Origin of the sequence: Planktothrix pseudagardhii (assembly GCF_904830925.1) — a bacterium.
GTDB classification, from domain to species: domain Bacteria; phylum Cyanobacteriota; class Cyanobacteriia; order Cyanobacteriales; family Microcoleaceae; genus Planktothrix; species Planktothrix tepida.
In genome coordinates this window covers 6,447,864-6,467,230 of record NZ_LR882967.1, presented here as the reverse complement: position 1 = coordinate 6,467,230, position 19,367 = coordinate 6,447,864, and the positions used below count along the sequence as shown (strand labels likewise).

The 19,367-nt window shown below is 41.1% G+C and carries 15 protein-coding genes; 8 read left to right on the top strand and 7 right to left on the bottom strand.

Features of this window, described 5'->3' with window-relative positions; all coding sequences use genetic code 11:
• Nucleotides 1-37: 37 nt before the first annotated feature.
• Nucleotides 38-2,032, bottom strand: a complete 1,995-nt coding sequence (gene sir / locus NMK36_RS27955; RefSeq protein WP_254175121.1) for a sulfite reductase, ferredoxin dependent — start codon at nt 2,030-2,032, stop codon at nt 38-40.
• Between the two features lie 209 nt (nt 2,033-2,241).
• On the opposite strand from sir, the gene NMK36_RS27950 reads away from it, so the two are divergent.
• Nucleotides 2,242-2,499: a chlororespiratory reduction protein 7 gene (locus NMK36_RS27950; RefSeq protein ID WP_072717517.1), complete on the top strand. Its 258-nt coding sequence runs from the start codon at nt 2,242-2,244 to the stop codon at nt 2,497-2,499.
• A gap of 193 nt (nt 2,500-2,692) precedes the next feature.
• Here NMK36_RS27950 and NMK36_RS27945 read toward each other — a convergent pair whose 3' ends face one another.
• Nucleotides 2,693-3,238 (bottom strand): DUF2854 domain-containing protein, encoded by a 546-nt coding sequence (locus NMK36_RS27945; RefSeq protein ID WP_072717518.1) that lies wholly within the window; start codon nt 3,236-3,238, stop codon nt 2,693-2,695.
• A 156-nt stretch (nt 3,239-3,394) separates the two neighbouring features.
• Between NMK36_RS27945 and NMK36_RS27940 the strand changes: the two genes are divergently transcribed.
• The 4 genes from NMK36_RS27940 to NMK36_RS27925 all read left to right on the top strand — a co-directional run bounded on the left by NMK36_RS27940 (nt 3,395) and on the right by NMK36_RS27925 (nt 6,459).
• Nucleotides 3,395-3,661 carry a hypothetical protein gene (locus NMK36_RS27940; RefSeq protein WP_072717520.1) on the top strand — a complete coding sequence of 89 codons (267 nt, stop codon included), beginning with the start codon at nt 3,395-3,397 and terminating at the stop codon, nt 3,659-3,661.
• Between the two features lie 37 nt (nt 3,662-3,698).
• Nucleotides 3,699-4,379: a response regulator transcription factor gene (locus tag NMK36_RS27935; RefSeq protein WP_254175120.1), complete on the top strand. Its 681-nt coding sequence runs from the start codon at nt 3,699-3,701 to the stop codon at nt 4,377-4,379.
• Nucleotides 4,342-5,676, top strand: coding sequence for a sensor histidine kinase (locus tag NMK36_RS27930; RefSeq protein ID WP_072717524.1), 1,335 nt, complete (start codon nt 4,342-4,344; stop codon nt 5,674-5,676). The genes NMK36_RS27935 and NMK36_RS27930 overlap by 38 nt, the downstream gene beginning before the upstream one ends.
• Before the next feature lie 204 nt (nt 5,677-5,880).
• Complete coding sequence (locus NMK36_RS27925; RefSeq protein WP_072717526.1) at nt 5,881-6,459, top strand: PepSY-associated TM helix domain-containing protein; 579 nt, start codon at nt 5,881-5,883, stop codon at nt 6,457-6,459.
• A gap of 188 nt (nt 6,460-6,647) precedes the next feature.
• Here NMK36_RS27925 and NMK36_RS28880 read toward each other — a convergent pair whose 3' ends face one another.
• The gene (locus NMK36_RS28880; RefSeq protein WP_281250303.1) at nt 6,648-6,854 is read right to left on the bottom strand and encodes a protein kinase domain-containing protein; all 207 of its coding nucleotides are present in this window, start codon (nt 6,852-6,854) and stop codon (nt 6,648-6,650) included.
• A gap of 470 nt (nt 6,855-7,324) precedes the next feature.
• On the opposite strand from NMK36_RS28880, the gene NMK36_RS27915 reads away from it, so the two are divergent.
• Nucleotides 7,325-9,475, top strand: coding sequence for a polyribonucleotide nucleotidyltransferase (locus NMK36_RS27915; protein WP_072717529.1), 2,151 nt, complete (start codon nt 7,325-7,327; stop codon nt 9,473-9,475).
• A gap of 122 nt (nt 9,476-9,597) precedes the next feature.
• On the opposite strand, the gene NMK36_RS27910 is transcribed toward NMK36_RS27915, so the two are convergent.
• A complete protein-coding gene (locus NMK36_RS27910) occupies nt 9,598-13,947 on the bottom strand; it encodes a Calx-beta domain-containing protein (protein WP_072717531.1) in 4,350 nt (1,449 codons plus the stop codon).
• Nucleotides 13,948-14,461: 514 nt separating this feature from the next.
• On the opposite strand from NMK36_RS27910, the gene NMK36_RS27905 reads away from it, so the two are divergent.
• Nucleotides 14,462-14,647 carry a hypothetical protein gene (locus NMK36_RS27905; protein ID WP_072718638.1) on the top strand — a complete coding sequence of 62 codons (186 nt, stop codon included), beginning with the start codon at nt 14,462-14,464 and terminating at the stop codon, nt 14,645-14,647.
• Nucleotides 14,648-14,751: 104 nt separating this feature from the next.
• Here NMK36_RS27905 and NMK36_RS27900 read toward each other — a convergent pair whose 3' ends face one another.
• Both NMK36_RS27900 and petH read right to left on the bottom strand, forming a co-directional pair.
• Nucleotides 14,752-15,705: a GDSL-type esterase/lipase family protein gene (locus NMK36_RS27900; protein ID WP_072717533.1), complete on the bottom strand. Its 954-nt coding sequence runs from the start codon at nt 15,703-15,705 to the stop codon at nt 14,752-14,754.
• A gap of 150 nt (nt 15,706-15,855) precedes the next feature.
• Nucleotides 15,856-17,058, bottom strand: a complete 1,203-nt coding sequence (petH, locus tag NMK36_RS27895; protein WP_072717535.1) for a ferredoxin--NADP reductase — start codon at nt 17,056-17,058, stop codon at nt 15,856-15,858.
• Nucleotides 17,059-17,377: 319 nt separating this feature from the next.
• Here petH and NMK36_RS27890 point away from each other — a divergent pair, with 319 nt between their 5' ends.
• Nucleotides 17,378-18,175 (top strand): sulfite exporter TauE/SafE family protein, encoded by a 798-nt coding sequence (locus NMK36_RS27890; protein WP_254175119.1) that lies wholly within the window; start codon nt 17,378-17,380, stop codon nt 18,173-18,175.
• 56 nt (nt 18,176-18,231) lie between these two features.
• Here NMK36_RS27890 and NMK36_RS27885 read toward each other — a convergent pair whose 3' ends face one another.
• The gene (locus NMK36_RS27885; RefSeq protein ID WP_072717538.1) at nt 18,232-19,245 is read right to left on the bottom strand and encodes a tetratricopeptide repeat protein; all 1,014 of its coding nucleotides are present in this window, start codon (nt 19,243-19,245) and stop codon (nt 18,232-18,234) included.
• Nucleotides 19,246-19,367 lie beyond the last annotated feature (122 nt).

Below are 19,367 nucleotides of genomic sequence, written 5' to 3'. Positions count from 1 at the left end.
AGATACTCTAACCTAAAATCCTCCCCATTCAACCTAACTACTGGACTTTCAGTTTTTCTAAATATTCTTCAATTGCTTGAGTGGCTAACTCAACCACTGGTTTCCCCAATCGTTTAGATTCAGCTTTTAACTGATTATAAATGGAATCTCGAACACTAACCCGATGTCGGATTTTGCTCGTATCTAGGGGAGCATCAGAATCGCTAATCTCTGGTAGGGTCTGGCTACCCGTAAAAACGGGCGCTTCTTGAGTTTCAATGTTCATTGAGACAGTCGTTGAGTAAGAGGTTATAAACTTGCGAAGCGCATCAAAGCCGACACGATAGCAAAAATCCCCAAAACTCTCTCCGGGTTTCCGATCCTGTTTAAAATAAACTAAGATGGGAGTCAGAAAAGTTTCGAGATCATGAATCGATAAGCGATCCACAAAAGCTTCAGCCAATCGTGTCTGATTCGGAGAACCCCCTAACCAAATTTGATAGGTATCAGGAGCACTCCCAACAAAGCCTAACTCCGCCATGTAGGGTCGAGCACAACCGTTAGGGCATCCCGTCATCCGAATGACAAAATGCTCTTGTTGCAAACCCACATTGTCCAACAATACCCGAATCCGTCCCAATAGACTAGGGATGACCCGTTCTGATTCTGTCATCGCCAATCCGCAGGTCGGTAACGCCGGACACGCCATTGAATAACGTTCTAGGGGATCAATTTCCGTTTCGGTTTTAATCCCATGTTCTTTAAGGAGGGTTTGAATCTTGGGTTGAACCTCTGGGGAAATTTCATACAGAATTACATTTTGACTCGCCGTGACTAACATCGGGACGTGAAACTGTTCTACAATTTGGCGTAAAACCGTTTTCAGGCGGAAATTTCCTTCATCTTTAATCCGACCATTATCAACGGAAATTCCCAGGAATAATTTCCCATCTCCTTGTTCATGCCACCCTAAATAATCTTCATAGTTCCAAGCGGGTAAAGGTTTAAACGGTTGAAAGGATTTTCCGAAATATTCTTCAGCTTTTTCACGGAATTGATTCACACCCCAATCATGAATTAAATATTTCAGTCTGGCGTGACGTCGGTTGGTGCGATCGCCATAATCTCGTTGAGTCGCAACAATGGCTTTCACCGCATCATAAATATCTGCTTTATCCACATAGCCAATTTCATCAGCCATACGGGCAAAGGTTTCTTCTTTATTATGAGTCCGTCCTAAGCCACCCCCAGCTAAAATATTAAATCCTTCTAACTCTCCGGCTGCATTAGTAATCACCACTAAACTCAAATCTTGGGTATAGATATCCAGGGAATTATCTCCGGGAACCGTCACCGCACATTTAAACTTGCGGGGCATATAATTAGTGCCATAAATCGGTTCTTCTGAGTCCGTATAATTCGTACCATTTGTATTGCGAAGACGAGCCGCTTTAACTTCTGGATCTTCTTCTGCGGTAATAAATTTTTCCCCATCTAACCAGATCTCATAATAAGCTCCTGTTTGGGGGGCAAGCAAATCAGCAATATTATTGGCATAAGTCCGGGCATATTCATACTCAGGACGATTTTTATAAGGTGCTGGAGGTGCTAAAACGTTGCGGTTAATATCTCCACAAGCTCCTAAAGTTGACCCCATACTATTAATAATAGAAGCCAAAACTGTTTTAAGATTTTTCTTTAAAACTCCATGTAACTGGAACCCTTGACGAGTGGTAGCCCGAATTGTATGGTTGCCATATTCATCGGATAAGCGATCCAGAGTTAAATACAATTGAGGTGGAATAAACCCCCCAGGACTGCGGGTTCGCAGCATCATTCCATAGTCTCTTTCCTGTCCCTTAACTCGATTATCTCGGTTATCTTGTTGGTAAGAACCGTGAAACTTGAGAATTTGAATCGCATCCTCAGAGAAGAAGTTCAAATCGTTTAACAGTTCTGTTGCGAGGGGTTCCCGCAAGAAATTGCTACGTTCTTTCAGTCCTTCAACTTTCGATGGTTTACTCACCTTGGGAGATGTTGCAGATAGAGTCATGAGCGTGTGATCCCTTCTTCAATAAAAAACTTCTACGGGTTCAGCGTTGCGGTTGTGATCAACTCCAGTTCAACCCGATTGTTTTCAAACCCCAGTAATTCGGTCGGAATTATCGGTATTCAACTTGATCGTAACATGGGGGTAGTCACAATTGTCCCGTATTATGACCGTCTTCCACTCGATCACAATCAAATATTAAGAAATTACCTATGCCAGATGCCTTAATGTACAACGAAGACACCTTTGTGGTGTTAGAAACGAACCAACCCGAACAGTTCTTGAGTGCTGAGGAACTGCTGTCTAAGCTCAAATCAGTTTTGGCGGAGTGTCAAGACAACTTACCCAGAGATTTACAGTGCTTTACCACCATTGAAGAACAAGCCAAGTATCTGCTTGATACAAGCTGTGACCTAGATGTGGGTGCAGGTCAATATCTGCAATGGTATGCGGTGCGGTTAGAGAAGTAACTTTCACCCCCTGACGTTGACCAACGCTGTAGAAAAGTTTAGAAATGATCTGGGGGGGGTGACAAAGAGGGTTAAGATATAGACCTAATAAGGGTTACAGCATATCAACAGGGTTGATAAAAGCTTGGCTGTCTATTTTTCCCCCATCAGCATTTCGGGCGGGTTGCCACCCCCCAGCCTTATTTCCTAGGATTTAATTTTCTACAATTAAAGCCACATCAATCTGTTCTTCTTGGGGTTGGGTAATTTCAACTTTAAGACCAGGGCCAAAGAACTTAGCGATTTTCTCTTGTTTATTTTGCCAAGTGTCTAGGGATATCAAGGGGGAATAAAACTGTAAAATCAGGGTATAGGAACCATTAATGAGGGTTTCTCGAATCCCTTGGAGGACAGGACGTTCTTCTCGGTTGGAGCCCAGTGCCAGACGTTCTAAGGTATCAGATAAATGGGCTTCTTGGCCATAGCGATAACGGGTGACATCTTTGCGGATTTGATTCTGAGTCTCTGTGGCTTGTTGCTCTCGTACCGCTAAAACCTCAGAGGATGTCGCTTGAGTCATCGGAATGGGTTTTAATTCTGCTGCTTTGAGGGCGAGTCCCCCCAATAATAGGGGAATACCATAGAAAAATCCAGCTAAATTTAAGGTAGCATTATCTGCAAAATAAGCTGCAAAACCCACTACGGTTAAAATTCCACCTACCACTAAACCCAGGGCGCCCAGAGAAGTTTGACGTAACATATTATAAATCACTATTCGTCCGCGAAAATTCACTCTCTGATTTTAAGCTAGGACTCTGTTTAATGGTTTATTAGAGAAAACCTATATTTCTATATTCAACGCTGGCTTCTGGAAACAAAGCAGGGTTCGGATATACCGTGTCATCGGACGTTCAACATGACAACTAACGACGAAGATCAATCAACTGCTAATATTAAACGCAAACTACTAGAGCAGATTAACACGCTCAAGCGCGAAGACGAACGATTGTACAACATCCTAGCTATCGATGTTTGGGCTTTAGCGAAAACGATGGATGAGTTTCAACCCGGCTTTTGGAGTGCTTTTATGAAAAACCGCGAAAAAGCTTTAAAACGGTTCCTCGCTGAATCTGCTAAAAATAAACCCGATACTGATACAAAACGACCCCCTTTTCTACGGTAGCCTTGGATTAAATTTTAGGTTGTATTGATTAACAAACATGAGGATTTTATTAGTCGAAGATGATGAACGAATTACAAAAGCCTTAGCTGAAGCCTTCATGGATCATCATTATGTAGTGGATGTTGTTCATGATGGTCAGATGGGGTGGGAGTTTGTGGAATCGGCTGCTTATGATGTGATTATATTAGATGTGATGTTACCTCGACTCAATGGGATTCAGTTTTGTCAACAATTAAGACAACGAGGGAATACAACACCTGTATTGATGTTAACAGCCAAAGATACCAGTGCCGATAAAGTATTAGGGTTAGATGTGGGGGCTGACGATTATGTGATTAAACCGTTTGATTTACAAGAGTTATTAGCTAGAGTTCGAGCTTTATTAAGGCGAGGAAATTCCGCTTTGCCTCCTGTATTAGAATGGGAAAATCTTCGCCTAGATCCCAATAGTTGTGAAGTAACATATTGTGAAGAAATTTTATCTTTAACGCCTAAAGAATATGGGTTGTTAGAATTATTTTTGCGAAATCCTGGACGAGTGCTTTCACGAGAAATGATTTTAGATCACCTTTGGTCTTTTGAAGATATTCCGGGTGATGATACAGTTAAAACCCATATTAAACGGTTAAGGCAAAAACTGAAAATAGTGGGAGCATCCTCTACATTAATTGAGACAGTATATGGCTTGGGATATCGACTCAAAACGCAACGTGATTAATCCTGAATTTAGATCTTTAAGCTGGCGGTTATTACTCTCCTATTTAGGGGTGATGATGGCAATCTCTGCAACTTCAATGATTGCTGTCTATGAATTTTTTTCCTTTAGTTTATATCAACAACTAGACCGTCAATTACTAACCTTAGCAGATGCAGCTATTCATAGTTTAGCAGAAATAAAAGAACAGAAAATAAATATTAAAGAGCCTAATTATCTGCAATTAGATAATGATGGGGATTTAGATATTCCTTGGCAAAATATTCAGCAACCGAGTCAAGGAGTTGAATGGTTTGATCAGAACCGCCAACGAATTGCTAAAGCAGGGAAAGTTTTTCCTCTTATTGATTTATCCCATTATAATCAAACTTATACCGTCAATAATCAGAAAATTCGTACCCTAACTTTACAAGTGAACCAAGAACCCAAAGTACAAAAAAAAATTATGGGTTATGTCCGAATCAGTGAGTCTACAGAATCTATTGAAATGGTACTCAAAAAATTAAGATTAGGGATGATGTTGGGGGGAATTTTAGTATCAGGATTAACAGCTTTTGGAGGAATGTGGTTAACCAAACAATCTTTAAAACCCATTGAACGAAGCTTTGAAAAACTCAAACAATTTACCGCCGATGCGTCCCATGAATTGAGAAATCCTTTAGCGGGAATTAGAACTTGTGTAGAAGTTATGCAAAGTCATCCCGAACGCATTCATCCGGCTGATATTGATAAATTAAAAGCCATCGCTAGTGGTATCAATCAAATGACAAGCTTAGTAGAAGATTTATTACTCCTAGCGCGCACAGATCAACCCTCTATTTCTATCAGTACAAAGTGGATAATTATTCCTCTCCATGAACTGTTAGAAGATTTAGTCGAATTTCTCTCTCCTAAAGCTGAACAAAAAGAAGTTAAGTTAAACTTAGATATTCAGAGTGAAGTCAACTTAAAAGGCGATGGAAATCAACTTTGGCGATTATTCCTAAACTTAATTGAAAATGCAATTTATTATACTGATACTGGGGGAAAAGTTATGGTATCATTAGAAAAAAGAGAAAAATGGGTTTGGGTGTGCATCAAAGATACGGGAATTGGGATTTCTTCTGAACATTTACCCTTAATTTTTGATCGGTTATGGCGTGCTGATCAAGCTCGAACTCGACGAGAAGGCGGATGTGGGTTAGGATTAGCGATCGCTCAAACTTTAGCCCAACATCATCAAGGAGAAATTACCGTTACCAGTGAATTAGGAAAGGGTAGCTGTTTTATGGTGCGTTTTCCCAGTCTACCTAATCCCTAAAGCTCTATAATCATCAGTAAATTTAATGGGTAACTTCTGAAGTCGTCACCAGTTTGTCACTTTTTAGGTTTATCTTGAAATTCAGGGTTAGAATCATCGTCTTTCTCAATTTTATCGTAAAAACCCTTTTGATTTCATCTGTTAACCTTGAAAGACGAAAAATTTTACCTTCCTACAATCCTATCATGATTCAGGTTAATCATAATGCAAAATCTTCAATTTCGGAAATTTCATCGTAAAATTGCACCGATTGTATTTATTCCTTTATTTTTAACAGCCTTTACCGGAATGACTTATCGTTTGGGCAGAAATTTGATGGGGCTGTCAGAAGAAAAAGCAGATTTTTTACTGATTATTCATCAAGGGGAATTTCTAGGAGAAGGGTTAGTTCCGATTTATGTATTATTGGTAGGTTTGGGACTCATTGCTATGATTGTCACCGGATTAACAATGGTTCGGTTAGCACAAGAAAAACGTAAAAATGCCCCAAAAAACTCACCTTTAAATGCCAGAAAAATTCATCAAATATTAGCACCAATTGTATTCTTACCTTTATTTTTGAGTGCATCAACGGGCATTTTGTATCGACTTGGGGATAGTTGGTTTCATATTCCCGATAAGATTTCTGAACTCTTATTAAGAGTTCACCAAGGTACTTATTTCGGCTCCTTTGGAAGAACCATTTACGTTGCTTTAATAGGTTTAGGATTAATTGCTATGTTAATTACAGGGCTTAATCTAACCGGAATTTTTCGTAAAAAACGGGCTAAAATTTCAGAATAACCCGAAGTTTAAACGGAATTAGAAATCAAATTTTTTACTAAAGAAGGGAGTTGTTCGGTTAGGGAACACGATTTTTAATTAGTCTGATCGCCAACAAAATAACACCAACGATTAACACAACTCCCGGCGGAGGAAAAGTTAAATTTTTGTTAAAATAGCGATCGCAATTAACCAAATTCCCGCTCCCATCAATGACGAGCAATTCCAAAATCAATTAATACAGGTTCTAAACTATTATCTCGAATAATAATGTTTCTTGGCTTTTTTACATCTCGGTGTAATATATGTCTTTCGTGAACTGTCTGCAATGCTTCACCAATGTGTCGAATGTAACGTATTGCTTCAAATTCTGATAAAAAGTTAAAATTAGCCCAAAACCCAGTATTTAAAAACACCCGGTTAATCTCAGTTCCGTTAAAATCACATTTGTTGACCCAAATCGAGAGGATTGAGAAGGTCAGGAACTATAATGAAAAACTGAACTCAGGTTTCTCAAACACTCATAGTCAGTCGAAATCAACCTCAATTCAGGGTTCAGATGAGATTGAAGAACAGAAACCTTAGTCCAACTTTAAAACTCCCTCTCTGTTTGTGACATCGTGATTTTTTCCAAGTTCCTAAACTTGAATGGCCGATCCTTTCAATCACAAGGGTTCCCAACTCAGGAATAGAATCTTAAAAAAGCGATGATAAGGTTGTTAGGGATCAAGAGTAACGGTAGAGGCAATAATCAAGGCAGCTATACAGTTCACTGTTGATAACTCAGGGTTGACTGCCAACGTGTAAACGCTCCCGACCGATCATCATCACCGTGTTACGATGGCGACAGAGAGAGAATCGTGGAAGAAGAAGGAAGATAAAATACATGGAAGAGATCATTAAGTCAATATCCTTTGATGGACGGGATATTAGACTCAAAATAGGTTTACTTGCGCCACAGGCAGGTGGAGCCGTTTTAATCGAGTCTGGAGATACATCAGTTTTAGTGACTGCGACTCGCGCCGAAGGCAGACCTGGAATAGATTTTCTGCCCTTGTTAGTAGACTATGAAGAACGACTGTATGCAGGGGGAAGAATTCCAGGGGGATTCTTACGTCGGGAAGGTCGTCCGCCGGATCGGGTCACTTTGACGAGTCGTTTAATTGACCGTCCCTTACGTCCTTTAATTCCCCATTGGGTCAGGGATGATATTCAGGTTGTCGCCACAACATTGTCCATGGATGAACAGGTGCCACCGGATGTGTTAGCCGTGACAGGTGCTTCTGTAGCCGTCATTTTAGCTAAAATTCCCTTTTTCGGGCCGATGGCTGCGGTACGAGTCGGATTAGTTGGAGATGATTTTATTATCAATCCCACCTACCGGGAAGTAAAGAACGGGGATTTGGATTTAGTCGTGGCGGGTTCCCCCGATGGCGTAGTCATGGTAGAAGCCGGGGCGAACCAACTGCCCGAACAGGATATCATCGAGGCGATTGATTTTGGTTATGAAGCGGTTTGTGATTTAATCAAAGCCCAAGAAGAATTGATGCGAGACTTGGGGATTGAATTAAAACCCGGAGAACCCCCGGAAGGAAATACGGGTTTAATCCAATTTATCCGCGATCGCGTGACTCTCCCGGTTAAACAAGTTCTCCAACAATATGACTTGGATAAAACGGCACGGGATGCCCACTTGGATGAAATTAAGGAACAACAAATAGTTACCCCCATTGAGGCGTTACCCGAAGATGATCCACTGCGGGTGGCGACAACCGAGGATTCTAAATTGGTAAGTCAGATTTTCAAGGACATTACCAAGGAATTAATGCGTCAGCAAATTGTCCAAGATAGCGTCCGGGTAGATGGTCGCAACTTAGATCAAGTCCGTCCGGTATCTTGTAAGGTGAGTTGTTTACCGAAACGGGTACATGGAAGTGCCTTGTTTAATCGGGGTTTAACTCAGGTGTTGTCCATTGCGACTTTAGGAACGCCAGGGGATGCTCAGGATTTAGATGATTTGCATCCCCAAGAAGAAAAACGCTATATGCACCATTACAACTTTCCGCCTTATTCCGTTGGGGAAACAAAACCCATGCGGGCACCGGGACGGCGAGAAATTGGTCATGGAGCTTTAGCAGAAAGGGCCTTAGTTCCTGTGTTACCCTCTAAGGATCAGTTTCCCTATGTGATTCGGGTCGTATCAGAAGTATTATCGTCCAACGGCTCAACTTCAATGGGTTCGGTCTGTGGATCAACATTAGCGTTAATGGATGCCGGGGTTCCCATTTCCAAACCCGTAAGCGGGGCGGCGATGGGGTTAATTAAAGAAGGGGAAGAAGTTCGGATTCTCACCGATATTCAAGGAATTGAAGACTTTTTGGGAGATATGGACTTCAAAGTGGCAGGAACCGATAGTGGAGTCACCGCGCTACAAATGGATATGAAGATCACTGGGCTACCGATGAAAACGGTGGCAGATGCTATTTATCAAGCGAAACCTGCCCGACTGCATATCCTGGAAAAAATGTTAGAGGTCATTGGCAAACCTCGTTCTGATTTGTCTCCCTTCGCGCCTCGGTTGTTAACCTTAAAAATTGATCCTGATTTGATTGGTTTAGTCATTGGCCCTGGTGGGAAAACCATTAAGGGGATTACCGAAGAAACCGGAGTCAAAATTGATATTGACGATGATGGTACTGTGACAATTGCTTCAACCGATAGTGAGAATGCCGCCCGTGCTTATCAAATTATTCAAGGCATGACCCGCAAACTGAATGCTGGGGATGTGTATGTGGGCAGGATTACGCGGATTATCCCGATTGGAGCCTTTGTAGAATTACTTCCGGGTAAAGAAGGGATGATTCATATTTCCCAATTAGCAGATTACCGGGTTCCTCGTGTTGAAGATGAGGTTTCTGTCGGGGATGAGGTCATTGTCAAAGTTCGGGAAATTGACAGCAAAGGTCGGATTAATCTGACTCGTCTGAATATTCATCCTGATGAAGCCGCCGCTGCCCGTGCTGCCGCAGTGAAATAGTCAGTCATATCAGTTATCGGTTTTTAGTTTTTAGTTCTGGGTTAACAACTATTAACTGACAACTGACAACTGATAACTGATAACTGATAACTGATAACTGATAACTGATAACTGATAACTGATTAAATCAGTTGAGATTCAAATGCCCCAATGTCAATGATATTGTTAACAATCCGGGTAAAGTTAGGCCCCCGTTGGTCAAATAGTCCGGGGTCTGTATAGGGGATAGCAAAGCTATTATTTCCTGCATTAATCGCCAAGCTAGTGCTGTCTAAGGCTAAAGTCGGTGTGGTGCCCCCATTATTTTGTAAAGGACTCAGTAATGGATCAATGGGGGTAGTGCTACTGCCTACAATATCATTCTTAACCCCATTGACTAAGCCTTCCCCTCCAGTTCCGTCTCCAATTAAGTTGTTACCACCACTATTGAACGCAAACTCAATAGAGGCTCCCACATCAGGATCAAGAGGAGCCTTGTTACTGGCAATGATCGTGTTTTTCAGATTGCTGACCCCCCCAATATTTCGGACACCGCCACTATTTCCGGTCGCTTGGTTGAAACCTACCGTGCTATTAGTCATTGTCAACTCCGCCACAGAGTTAAACACCCCACCCCCGATGTTAGCTGTATTGTTAGCAATGGTGCTATTAATAATTTGGACTTGACCATCAATAACGATAACACCGCCCCCGTTACTACCTTTATTATTGCTAATAGTGCTGTTTTGGATGGTCAGTTTACCGGAGTTGGCGATGGCTCCTCCGTTATTAGCTTGGTTTCCATCTAGCCAACTATCAATGATCTGAACATTACTCGTCGATGAAGTAATATTAATTGCACCGCCTCGGCTGCCGGTGGTGGTACTGGAGCTACTGGGTATGGTTCCCGACGGGAAGCCATTGGTGAGTTTCAATCCATCAATCGTGACATTGCCTCCATTGACGTTAAAAATGTTATAGTCCCCTCCCGTATCCCGACGAATCGTAAGTTGATCTGCTTCTGGGCCGTCGAAAATGATATCGCTGTTGAGGGCAGGTAAAGCACCTGTGAGGTTAATCACCCCCGATGAAGCGTTGTCAACAAAAGTAATCGTATCTTCTCCAGTGAGGGATTCAGCATTCAGAATCGCTTGACGTAAGGAACCTTCTACTAAAGCATAATCTTCTGGTGCTTGACTGGTGGTATCACCGAGTTGGGTAACGGCGGTATCATTGGCTTGAATCGTAACCGTTGCAGTGTTTTCTTTCGGACTAATCTTGTAATCCCCTTCCGCCAAAGCCAAGGTCAAGGATTCATCAGCTTCTGCGGGAATATCATCAATCGGAGTCAGGATAATATCGATGCTGGTTTGGTCATTGGGAAGAGTAAGAACGGCGGTAGAGTCATTGTTAATCGTGATGGCTTGCCCTGTTGAAGTTGTCAGAGTGTAGTCGTTGGCAGTGATTTTATCGGGTGTCAGCGCGAGATTAATTGTTAAATCTCCATAAGTATCAGGTGCGCGACTAATGCGATAAATTCCGTTTTTGGGCTTTTCATTTTCGACTTTCGTGGTGGTGGGTTCGGTCGCAATAGCTTCTACAGTCGTGAGACTCAGGGTAGCCTTATCATCATCATTAATGGTGACAACGGTTGTGGGGTTGTCGTTTCCAGCTTGTCCATTTTTATCAAAATTAGCAAAGGAAAGTTGCAGGGTTCGGTCAGGCTGAACCCGTACATTGCCAATAATCTCAATCGGAACCGTTTGCTTATCTTGATTGGGAGCAAAGGTCAGTGGTATTGCCCCAGCCTTGAAGTCTGTACCGGAGATAGCAGTACCACTGGTCAACACTACATCAACGCTTGACTGTTGACTAAGATCTCCTGAACGAGCGACTTCAACTTGATTAAACTGACTAGACGTATCCCCTTCTTCAACCTCATAGTTGTTCTGTACGAAATTATAGGTGGGCGGGGAATCATCATCTGCAATAGTCAGAATAGCGTCGGGTGCAGTTGTTCCGGCTTGGCCCTCATTATCAAAGTTGGAAAATGACAGAGCGATCGCTTCATTAGATTCAGATACTTCGTCTCCTTTGATAGTAATTTGTAGGGTTTTGCTGGTTTCTCCCGGTTGGAATTGTAGGGGGATTTCAGAGGGGGTATAGTCTTGTTCTGGGGTAGCTCCGTTGGGGGAACCTGTATTCAAATTAACTGTAACTGATGAAGCTAGATCAACTTTTCCTGAACGAATTACGGTGACTTCACTGTAGGTAATGTCGGTATTATTTTCCCGCACTTGATAAACATTATTCGTGAAATCATAGGTTGGAACATTATCGTCATCAATCACCAGTAAATCCGCAGTGGGATGGAGATTTCCAACTAAACTGCCTGGAGGAACACTTAAGGATAGATTAATGGTTTTGTTCTGATCAGATCCAAGATCCCCTATAATCGTAATTGGAACAGTTTGGCTGATTTCTCCGGCTTTAAAATTAACCGTGATTGGCCCTGGAGCAAAGTCTACATTGGGAACAGCATTAACTCCGGTCAGATTAACATTAACAGAAGAATCTAGATTAATATCCCCAGAACGCTCAATTTTAACAACCTGAGTCACATTGGTTGAGTTACCTTCGAGGGTTTGGAAGAATTTGTCGGCGAAGTCATAAGTAGTGGGGCCATCATCATCGTTAATATTGAGGGTGGCTTGGGGGTTGATAGTTCCAGGTTGTCCACTGGGTTGAAAGTTGTCTGGATCAAATGACAAGATAATGACTTCGGACGGCTCAATGGTGTTATCCCCGATAATAGGGATTTCAAATGTTTTTTGACTCTCGCCTTCAGCAAAATCTAGGGAGATTTCCGTCGGTTCCACGTCAATGCCCGGTGTTCCGCCGTTTTGTAAAGCAGGAGTCAGGAGAATTTTGACACTAGATGCCAAATCTGTATCAAAGCTGCGGTCAATGGTGATACTAGCTTTCTGAGGAATGTCTGGATCACCTTCAAAGACGGAATATTCAGCCTGACTAAAATTATAAACTGGAGGTTTGGGTGGAGGATCTTCGCTAGTGATGGTTCCTAGAGCGGTGGATTCTTGGGGATTGGCACTGTACAGAAAGCCGGATTCTACCAAAGTCAGATCAATGGTTTTTCCAACTTCTTCAAATTGATCATCATTAATGGGAAAGATTGTAACTGTTGCGGTAGTGACGTTTGCTGGGAAGGAAACACTGCCTTGGGTATCGGTAAAGCTACTATCCCCAGTAACGGTATAGTTTTCTCCGAGTTTAGCTGTACCCCCAACACTGAAGTTAACATTAATCGGCAAATCTAGTGAGCCACCCTGACGGGTGAAGGTATACACTAAGGGTACTTCGGAGTCTTCTGCAACTGTATCAGGAGATAGAGACACACTAATGGTGGAGGGGGAGGGCGGTAGGGGAATGAAGATAGGTGATGTCGTTGGGAGTGGGGAAGAAGATGAACTGACATCATTTTCTGTGATGGTGACAGCTACTGCCTCAGATTCTCCCAGGGTTGCACCACCTTTCGGGTTCGATAAGGTTAACTGAAAGCTTTCATTGGGTTCGGGTTGCTGATCATCGACAATATTGATCGGAACGGAGACAACCTTGAAGGTTTCATAAGGTTGAAAGATGACTTCAACGGCTTCTAAACTGACATCGCTGGATGTGGCGGTATCGGTTTTTAAGCCAAGGGTGGCACTAACCGTATTTAAAGGAGAACCAGCCCGTTGAACATTGACTAATAGGGCTGAAGTTTCACCTTCTTGAACTTGCAGGGGAGTGGTATTGCTAAACTCAATAATCGGCGTACTGCTTTCAATAGATTGAGTAAAGTTGGCTTGATTATTGAGGGCTGTGGCTTCGATTTCTTGAACTAGAATAAGTTGTTGATTACTTAATTTATCTTCAATAACGGTATCGTTGCCGACTTGTACGAACCGTAAATCGCTAAATTTTAAGTTATTGGTTAATCCAATTAAATCGACTCCAATCCGAAAATCAGTCACAATATCAAGTTGACCGTCGAGCAGTTCTCGACCAATTACAAATACATCGGAACCTCCACCGCCGGTAAGTTCATTGACTCCGGTTCCACTATAAAGTAGGTCGTTTCCTCTATCTCCAAATAGCAGATCATTGCCACCACTATCAAATAAGGTATCGCTGCCTTGTCCACCAAATAGCAGATCCGCACCTTCACCGCCATTGAGTTGATCATTTCCAGCATTGCCATAAATCAGGTCATCTCCTGAGTCTCCTTCTAGGGTATCGTTGCCAATATCCCCAAATAGAAGATCATTACCGATACCCCCAGAGAGCAAATCTTGATCTTGGCCTCCGTTGAGGGTATCGTTTTCGGCTAATCCTTGTAAGGTGTCATTTCCAGCAAATCCTAGGATTTCATCGGGTTCGGGTGTCCCGGTTAATAAATCGTTGCTGGCTGTGCCAATAAGTTGTGTCATATCCAGAAGCCCCATTTATGTTGGTGATTGATTTTAAGTCAGGAATGGGTTAAACCGTATATTTTTCTGTATCGTAAAATACAAAATATCTTAGTAACCCTATTCGGGTGTATCCTATCCCTGGATCGGTTAGTCCTGTGCTAAATGTTTAGCTTAAGTAGACGGTCAAAATATTAAGGAAAAATTTAATTAAGCTATACGTCTTTTCCAAACTGAGAACGGGTTTTTAGAGTTTTCATTTTTTTATGTCCACTGACTGGCATAGAAATACTCCTAATATTAGATAGTCTACCCATGAGTTTTGCTCCCGTTAACAAAGTTCAACGCTGAAATTACTGAGGGTTAGACTTTGGGGTGTATGTTATCTTCCTTGATTTGTAACGAACTGTAAAGATCATCCCCTAAACGATTAAACTTCGTTACAAGATGATTCAGTCGTACAAAAACCGTGATACCTTACCAATGACGACAAAACACTGTTCTAATGAAGGGAGAAAAACCTGTGAAGTTAGAGATGGGATACTCAACAACTTCTAATCATCAAGGCGTTAGTGCCTATGTAGCAGATCTACAACTGCACATGACGTTACAAGCTCGTAACTTAGTTCCCAACCTGACTCAAGCGCGTGATTCTCGCGAGCAAATGCTCCAGCAAACTCAGGCAGACCTAGAAAAATACATTTCTCGGCAAACTCTCTAGTCCAGTTTGGTTATCCACCGGGAAAACTAACAGCAGACAGGGGACGAAGCCTAATATGGGGTATGGGGCGAAGAAAAAGGGGATCTTTCTCCTCAATCCCCAATTCAGATCAATTGCGGGATTTCAATCACATCATCAATCGAGAGAACCTCAGATGTGAGGTTGTTTCGGATGGCGATTAAATCGCAATAGTCAAAATCGTCTCGCCCTAATGTGTTGAGGGTAATTTTTTGTAGGGTATCTCCGGGTTGAACAGGATAAGAAACCCAGAGGTAAGATTTTCCATCTAAGGGGAATTCTGATGATTTTTTTAACCAGTTTTGATAGTTATTATCTCGATTTTTAGTCAGGCGAGACTCTGTTTGTTTAAGGGCAAATTGCCAAACTTTGTAACCTTCTAGGCTGAGGTGTAAGCCATCGGTGGTTAACTCAGGGCGGATATTTCCCTGATTATCGGTGAATCGTTGATGAAAATCTAAATAGATGAGCCCTCGATTTTTAACCTGTTGAGCAAGATTTTGATTCAGTTCTCGAATTAAAAGATTAGGAATCGAAAATGTTAGGGCTTCTGTGGGTAATTTTGTTGGAAAAATAGATTGAACTAAAATTTGCGTCTCAGGATATTTTTGTTGTAGATAATCTAAAATTTTTTGATAATTTCCTAATATTTCTTTCACAGAAACCTTATTTTTTAAATCATTAATTCCCGCCAAAATATAAATTGCATCGGGCTGAATTTGATCAAAAATATCTAAACGTTGCCAAATTCTGCTTGTTGTATCCCCTGAAATTCCTTGATTTAACCATAATCTTCCTGATGGTAATAAAGGATTAGGAAACCACATACTTAAGGAATCTCCTAATAAAATATTAAGGCGAGATAAACCTATATTTTCAGAACTTTCCGTTTTAATTAAATTAACTTCCTGCTTTAATATATTCAGCCAATCTTGATAAGTGGGTTGATAAATCTCTCCTGATAAACGAGTATAAATTTGGCTTGTATGCAAAGCAAAAAGCCGTTGTTGGTACATTTCAAGTCCTGATTTTGGGGTCATAAGCGATTACTTTATTCTCTGGTTTCCAAATAATAAAAGCGAGGAATAAAATAATCCCTCGCACTTCAATCGATTAGAACGAGACTTCTTGAGAACGTTACTGAATCAGTGTTGATTTATGCAGACATCTGATGAAATCTATAAACTGATTTAGTAAGTTTCAACGTGCCAACGCTCTGCTTTTTTGAGTTGTTTTTGATAGTCACTCCAGTTGACATCAAATTTACCCGCAGCCGCAGACATTCCTTCGTCAATACCACCTTCCATACCTTTAAGACCACAAATATAGGTATGGGTATTTTCTTTCTGAACTAACTGCCACAATTCATCGGCGTTTTCTTTAATCCGATCTTGAATGTACATTCTGCCACCTTGGGGATTTTGTTGTTCACGACTGATGGCATAAGTTAAGCGGAAGTTATCAGGAAATTCCCGTTGTAATTGTTCCAACTCTTCTTTATACAGAATATTGGCAGTGTAGGGAATTCCAAAGAATAACCAAGCTAACCCTCGGAATTTATAATCTTGATGTTGTTCTTTGAACATCCGCCACAGGAAAGCTCGGAATGGTGCAATTCCTGTACCCGTTGCCATCATCACCACAGTGGCTTCTTCGTCATCGGGTAATAACATTTCCTTACCCACTGGCCCAGTAATGGCAACATCCGCCCCCACTTCTAAATTACACAGATAAGTCGAACAAACCCCATAGACGGTTTCCCCGGTTTCAGGATGTTTATATTCCAGTTGACGAACACACAAGGAAACGGTTTTATCATCCAGTTTGTCACCATGACGAGTGGAGGCAATTGAATACAGCCTTAACTTGTGGGGTTTACCTTTGTTATCGTTTCCAGGGGGAATAATCCCAATACTTTGACCTTCGAGATAACGTAAATCTCCGCCGGAGATGTCAAAGGTGAGGTGACGGACTGTACCTAAACCTCCTTCACCCACCAGTTCATAGTTCTCGATACATTGCCCCATATAGGGCTTGTTCGGACGGTAGATATTAATAGGAATATCTGTTTTAGCCTTGGCGTGAGTCATGGGCTTAGTTTTTTCTTCAGATGGTTGGCTCTGTTGTCCATTTACGGGAGCCACGGTCGTTGCAGCATGAGGTTCACCTGCAGGGCGAATACTGACAATTTTTCCTCCCATCCGGGAAATGCGACGCATTTCTTGATTCATGCGGTCATAGGGTACAGTCAGGTAAACTGCACCACTGCGACGAATTGGAAAGTTGAGTTTGTCTGTATTCTCCCCTTGTCGCATTCCCTCGACTTCAAAGATAAAGACGCGGCTATTGGCTCCTGTCTTTGTTGCAACACCAGTTCCACTTGGACGATACATTCGTTTCTTCTCCCTTAGAATACCGAAGCTCTTAACTAACAAAATGTGACTAATACATCACTTCAGGTTTTTTTAACGTGCAATTGACAAAAATAGTCAAACATACCTATCCCCTCTCACGCTGGGCCAGGGGTCGTTGCTGTTACCAATTTGCACTTTGCACTATTTTACAGCGTAGTGTTCATCGGCTAATCTCAATTGGGAAGAGCTTGACAGAGGGGGAACTCAGAACTGAGGGGGAAAAATTATGAGACAATAAAGTTCACCCTTAAAAGTTGAGTGCAAAACGTACAGCTTAAAACTTCTTTTGAGGATTGTTATGATGGGAATTCTACCTTGGGTTTTATTAGTAGCACTGGGACTAACGGCTGGAACCGCAGCAGGATTATTGGGAATTGGGGGAGGGATGTTGGTTGTTCCAGGGTTATTTTATATTTTTAATTTAATGGGGTTTCCGCCCAGTTTGGTGATGCACGTTGCGATCGCAACTTCGATGAGTGTTATGGTTTGTACAGCAACTTCTTCTATTTTAGCCCATCATTCTAAAGGAGATGTGCAATGGGGAGTGTTTTGGAAAATTGTTCCGGGTATTTTATTGGGTGTTTTATTAGGTGCAGCCTTAGATAATACTTTATCGAGTGCTTGGCTAAAAATTATTTTTGGATTATTTTTATTGTTGATTTCTATAAAGCTATTGTTGGATTTTAAACCTCAACCCCAGCCGGAAACCTTACCAAGATTAGCAATTATTAATGTGGTAGGTTTGGGAATTGGGTTTAAGTCGGGACTTTTAGGGGTGGGAGGCGGTGCAATTAGTGTTCCCTTTTTGATTTATTGTGGATTACCGATGTATGAAGTGGTGGGTACATCATCATCTTTTAGTTTACCGATTTCGATTTTAGGAACCCTTGCATTTCTGTTATCTTCTCAGGGGGGTGCTTCTCTTCCTGGATTTACAGGATATATTTATTGGCCGGCTTTATTATTAATTGCTCCCTTTACTATTTTAGGAGCTTTTTGGGGAACAACGCTATCCCATGTTATTTCAGGGGAAAAACTACGAACAGCGTTTGCTTTATTTCTTTTATTAATTAGTTTAAATATGTTATTTTTTTAAACCCAATTAAAGTGTGGCTATCCCAGCGCCAGAATCATCCCATTTCACCCCTATTTTTATTCATTTATAAATTCCGCTTCACAGATCGTTGACTCCCGTTGTTCTAGGTCTTCCGTATCCCATAAACCATTGAGAAAAGTTGTATAAAAATATTCTCCTCCTTGTTGAACGTCAATTTTAGGAGCATTTTTAGAATAGGGAGCGTGATCGGAAATTCCCCGTTGAGCTTGATAATGAATATAGGTATCTGAGTTCACGCACATGACATGATAAAAATCTTTATTTGCACCGGATTCATCCCCCAATTTATAACGAGCTAATCCTCTGTTTAAATAAGCTTTAATAAAATTAGGATCAATATTGAGAACTTGATCAAAATCAGCAATTGCTGATTGATATTCTTTTAAACTATGATAAACACAACCTCGGTTATAATAGGCATAAACATTATAGGCATCTATTTGTAAAGCCCGGTTATAATCTCGAATAGCTCGCTCATGATTTCCTAATTGATGATGACACAATCCTCGATTAATATAAGCTTTAATATAATTAAATTCTAATTCCGTTGCTTTATTAAAATCCTCCACTGCTTTTTCTTTATTTCCTAATAAATAAAAGGCTCGACCTCGATTGTAATAGGTTTTATGATTGTTGGGATTTAGACTAATGGCTTGATTGTAATGATTAATAGCATCTTGATAACTTCCTGATTGGGCGATCGCTAATCCCAAATTATTATAAACTGCATCACTTTTGGGATTAAAATTTAGAGCCACCTTAAAGTCCTGAATTGCTTTATCATATTTTCCTAAATGTCTCCAAGCATTCCCCCGATTTAGATAAGCATCAGGTAATTTTGGTTCTATTTCTAAAGCTTTTGTTAAATCATTAACGGCTTGTTGATACTCTTTCAAATAATAGTAAACTAGACCCCTATTATTATAAGCGTTGGCATAATTTGGGTTTAATTGAATCACTTGATCAAAATCTTTCAAAGCACCCCGATAATTGCCTTGGCGTGCTTTTTTTAAGCCTTGTTCATAAAAACGCTTAATATTATTAAACATGAAACTTCCTCTTGATTGATTAAGCTCTATTAGATGTTGGAAAATCATGAAACTCTATTAAAATCAACAAGCTCGACTCAGGATTAGGATTTAGGTTTTGAGCTTGATGAACTCATCCATTG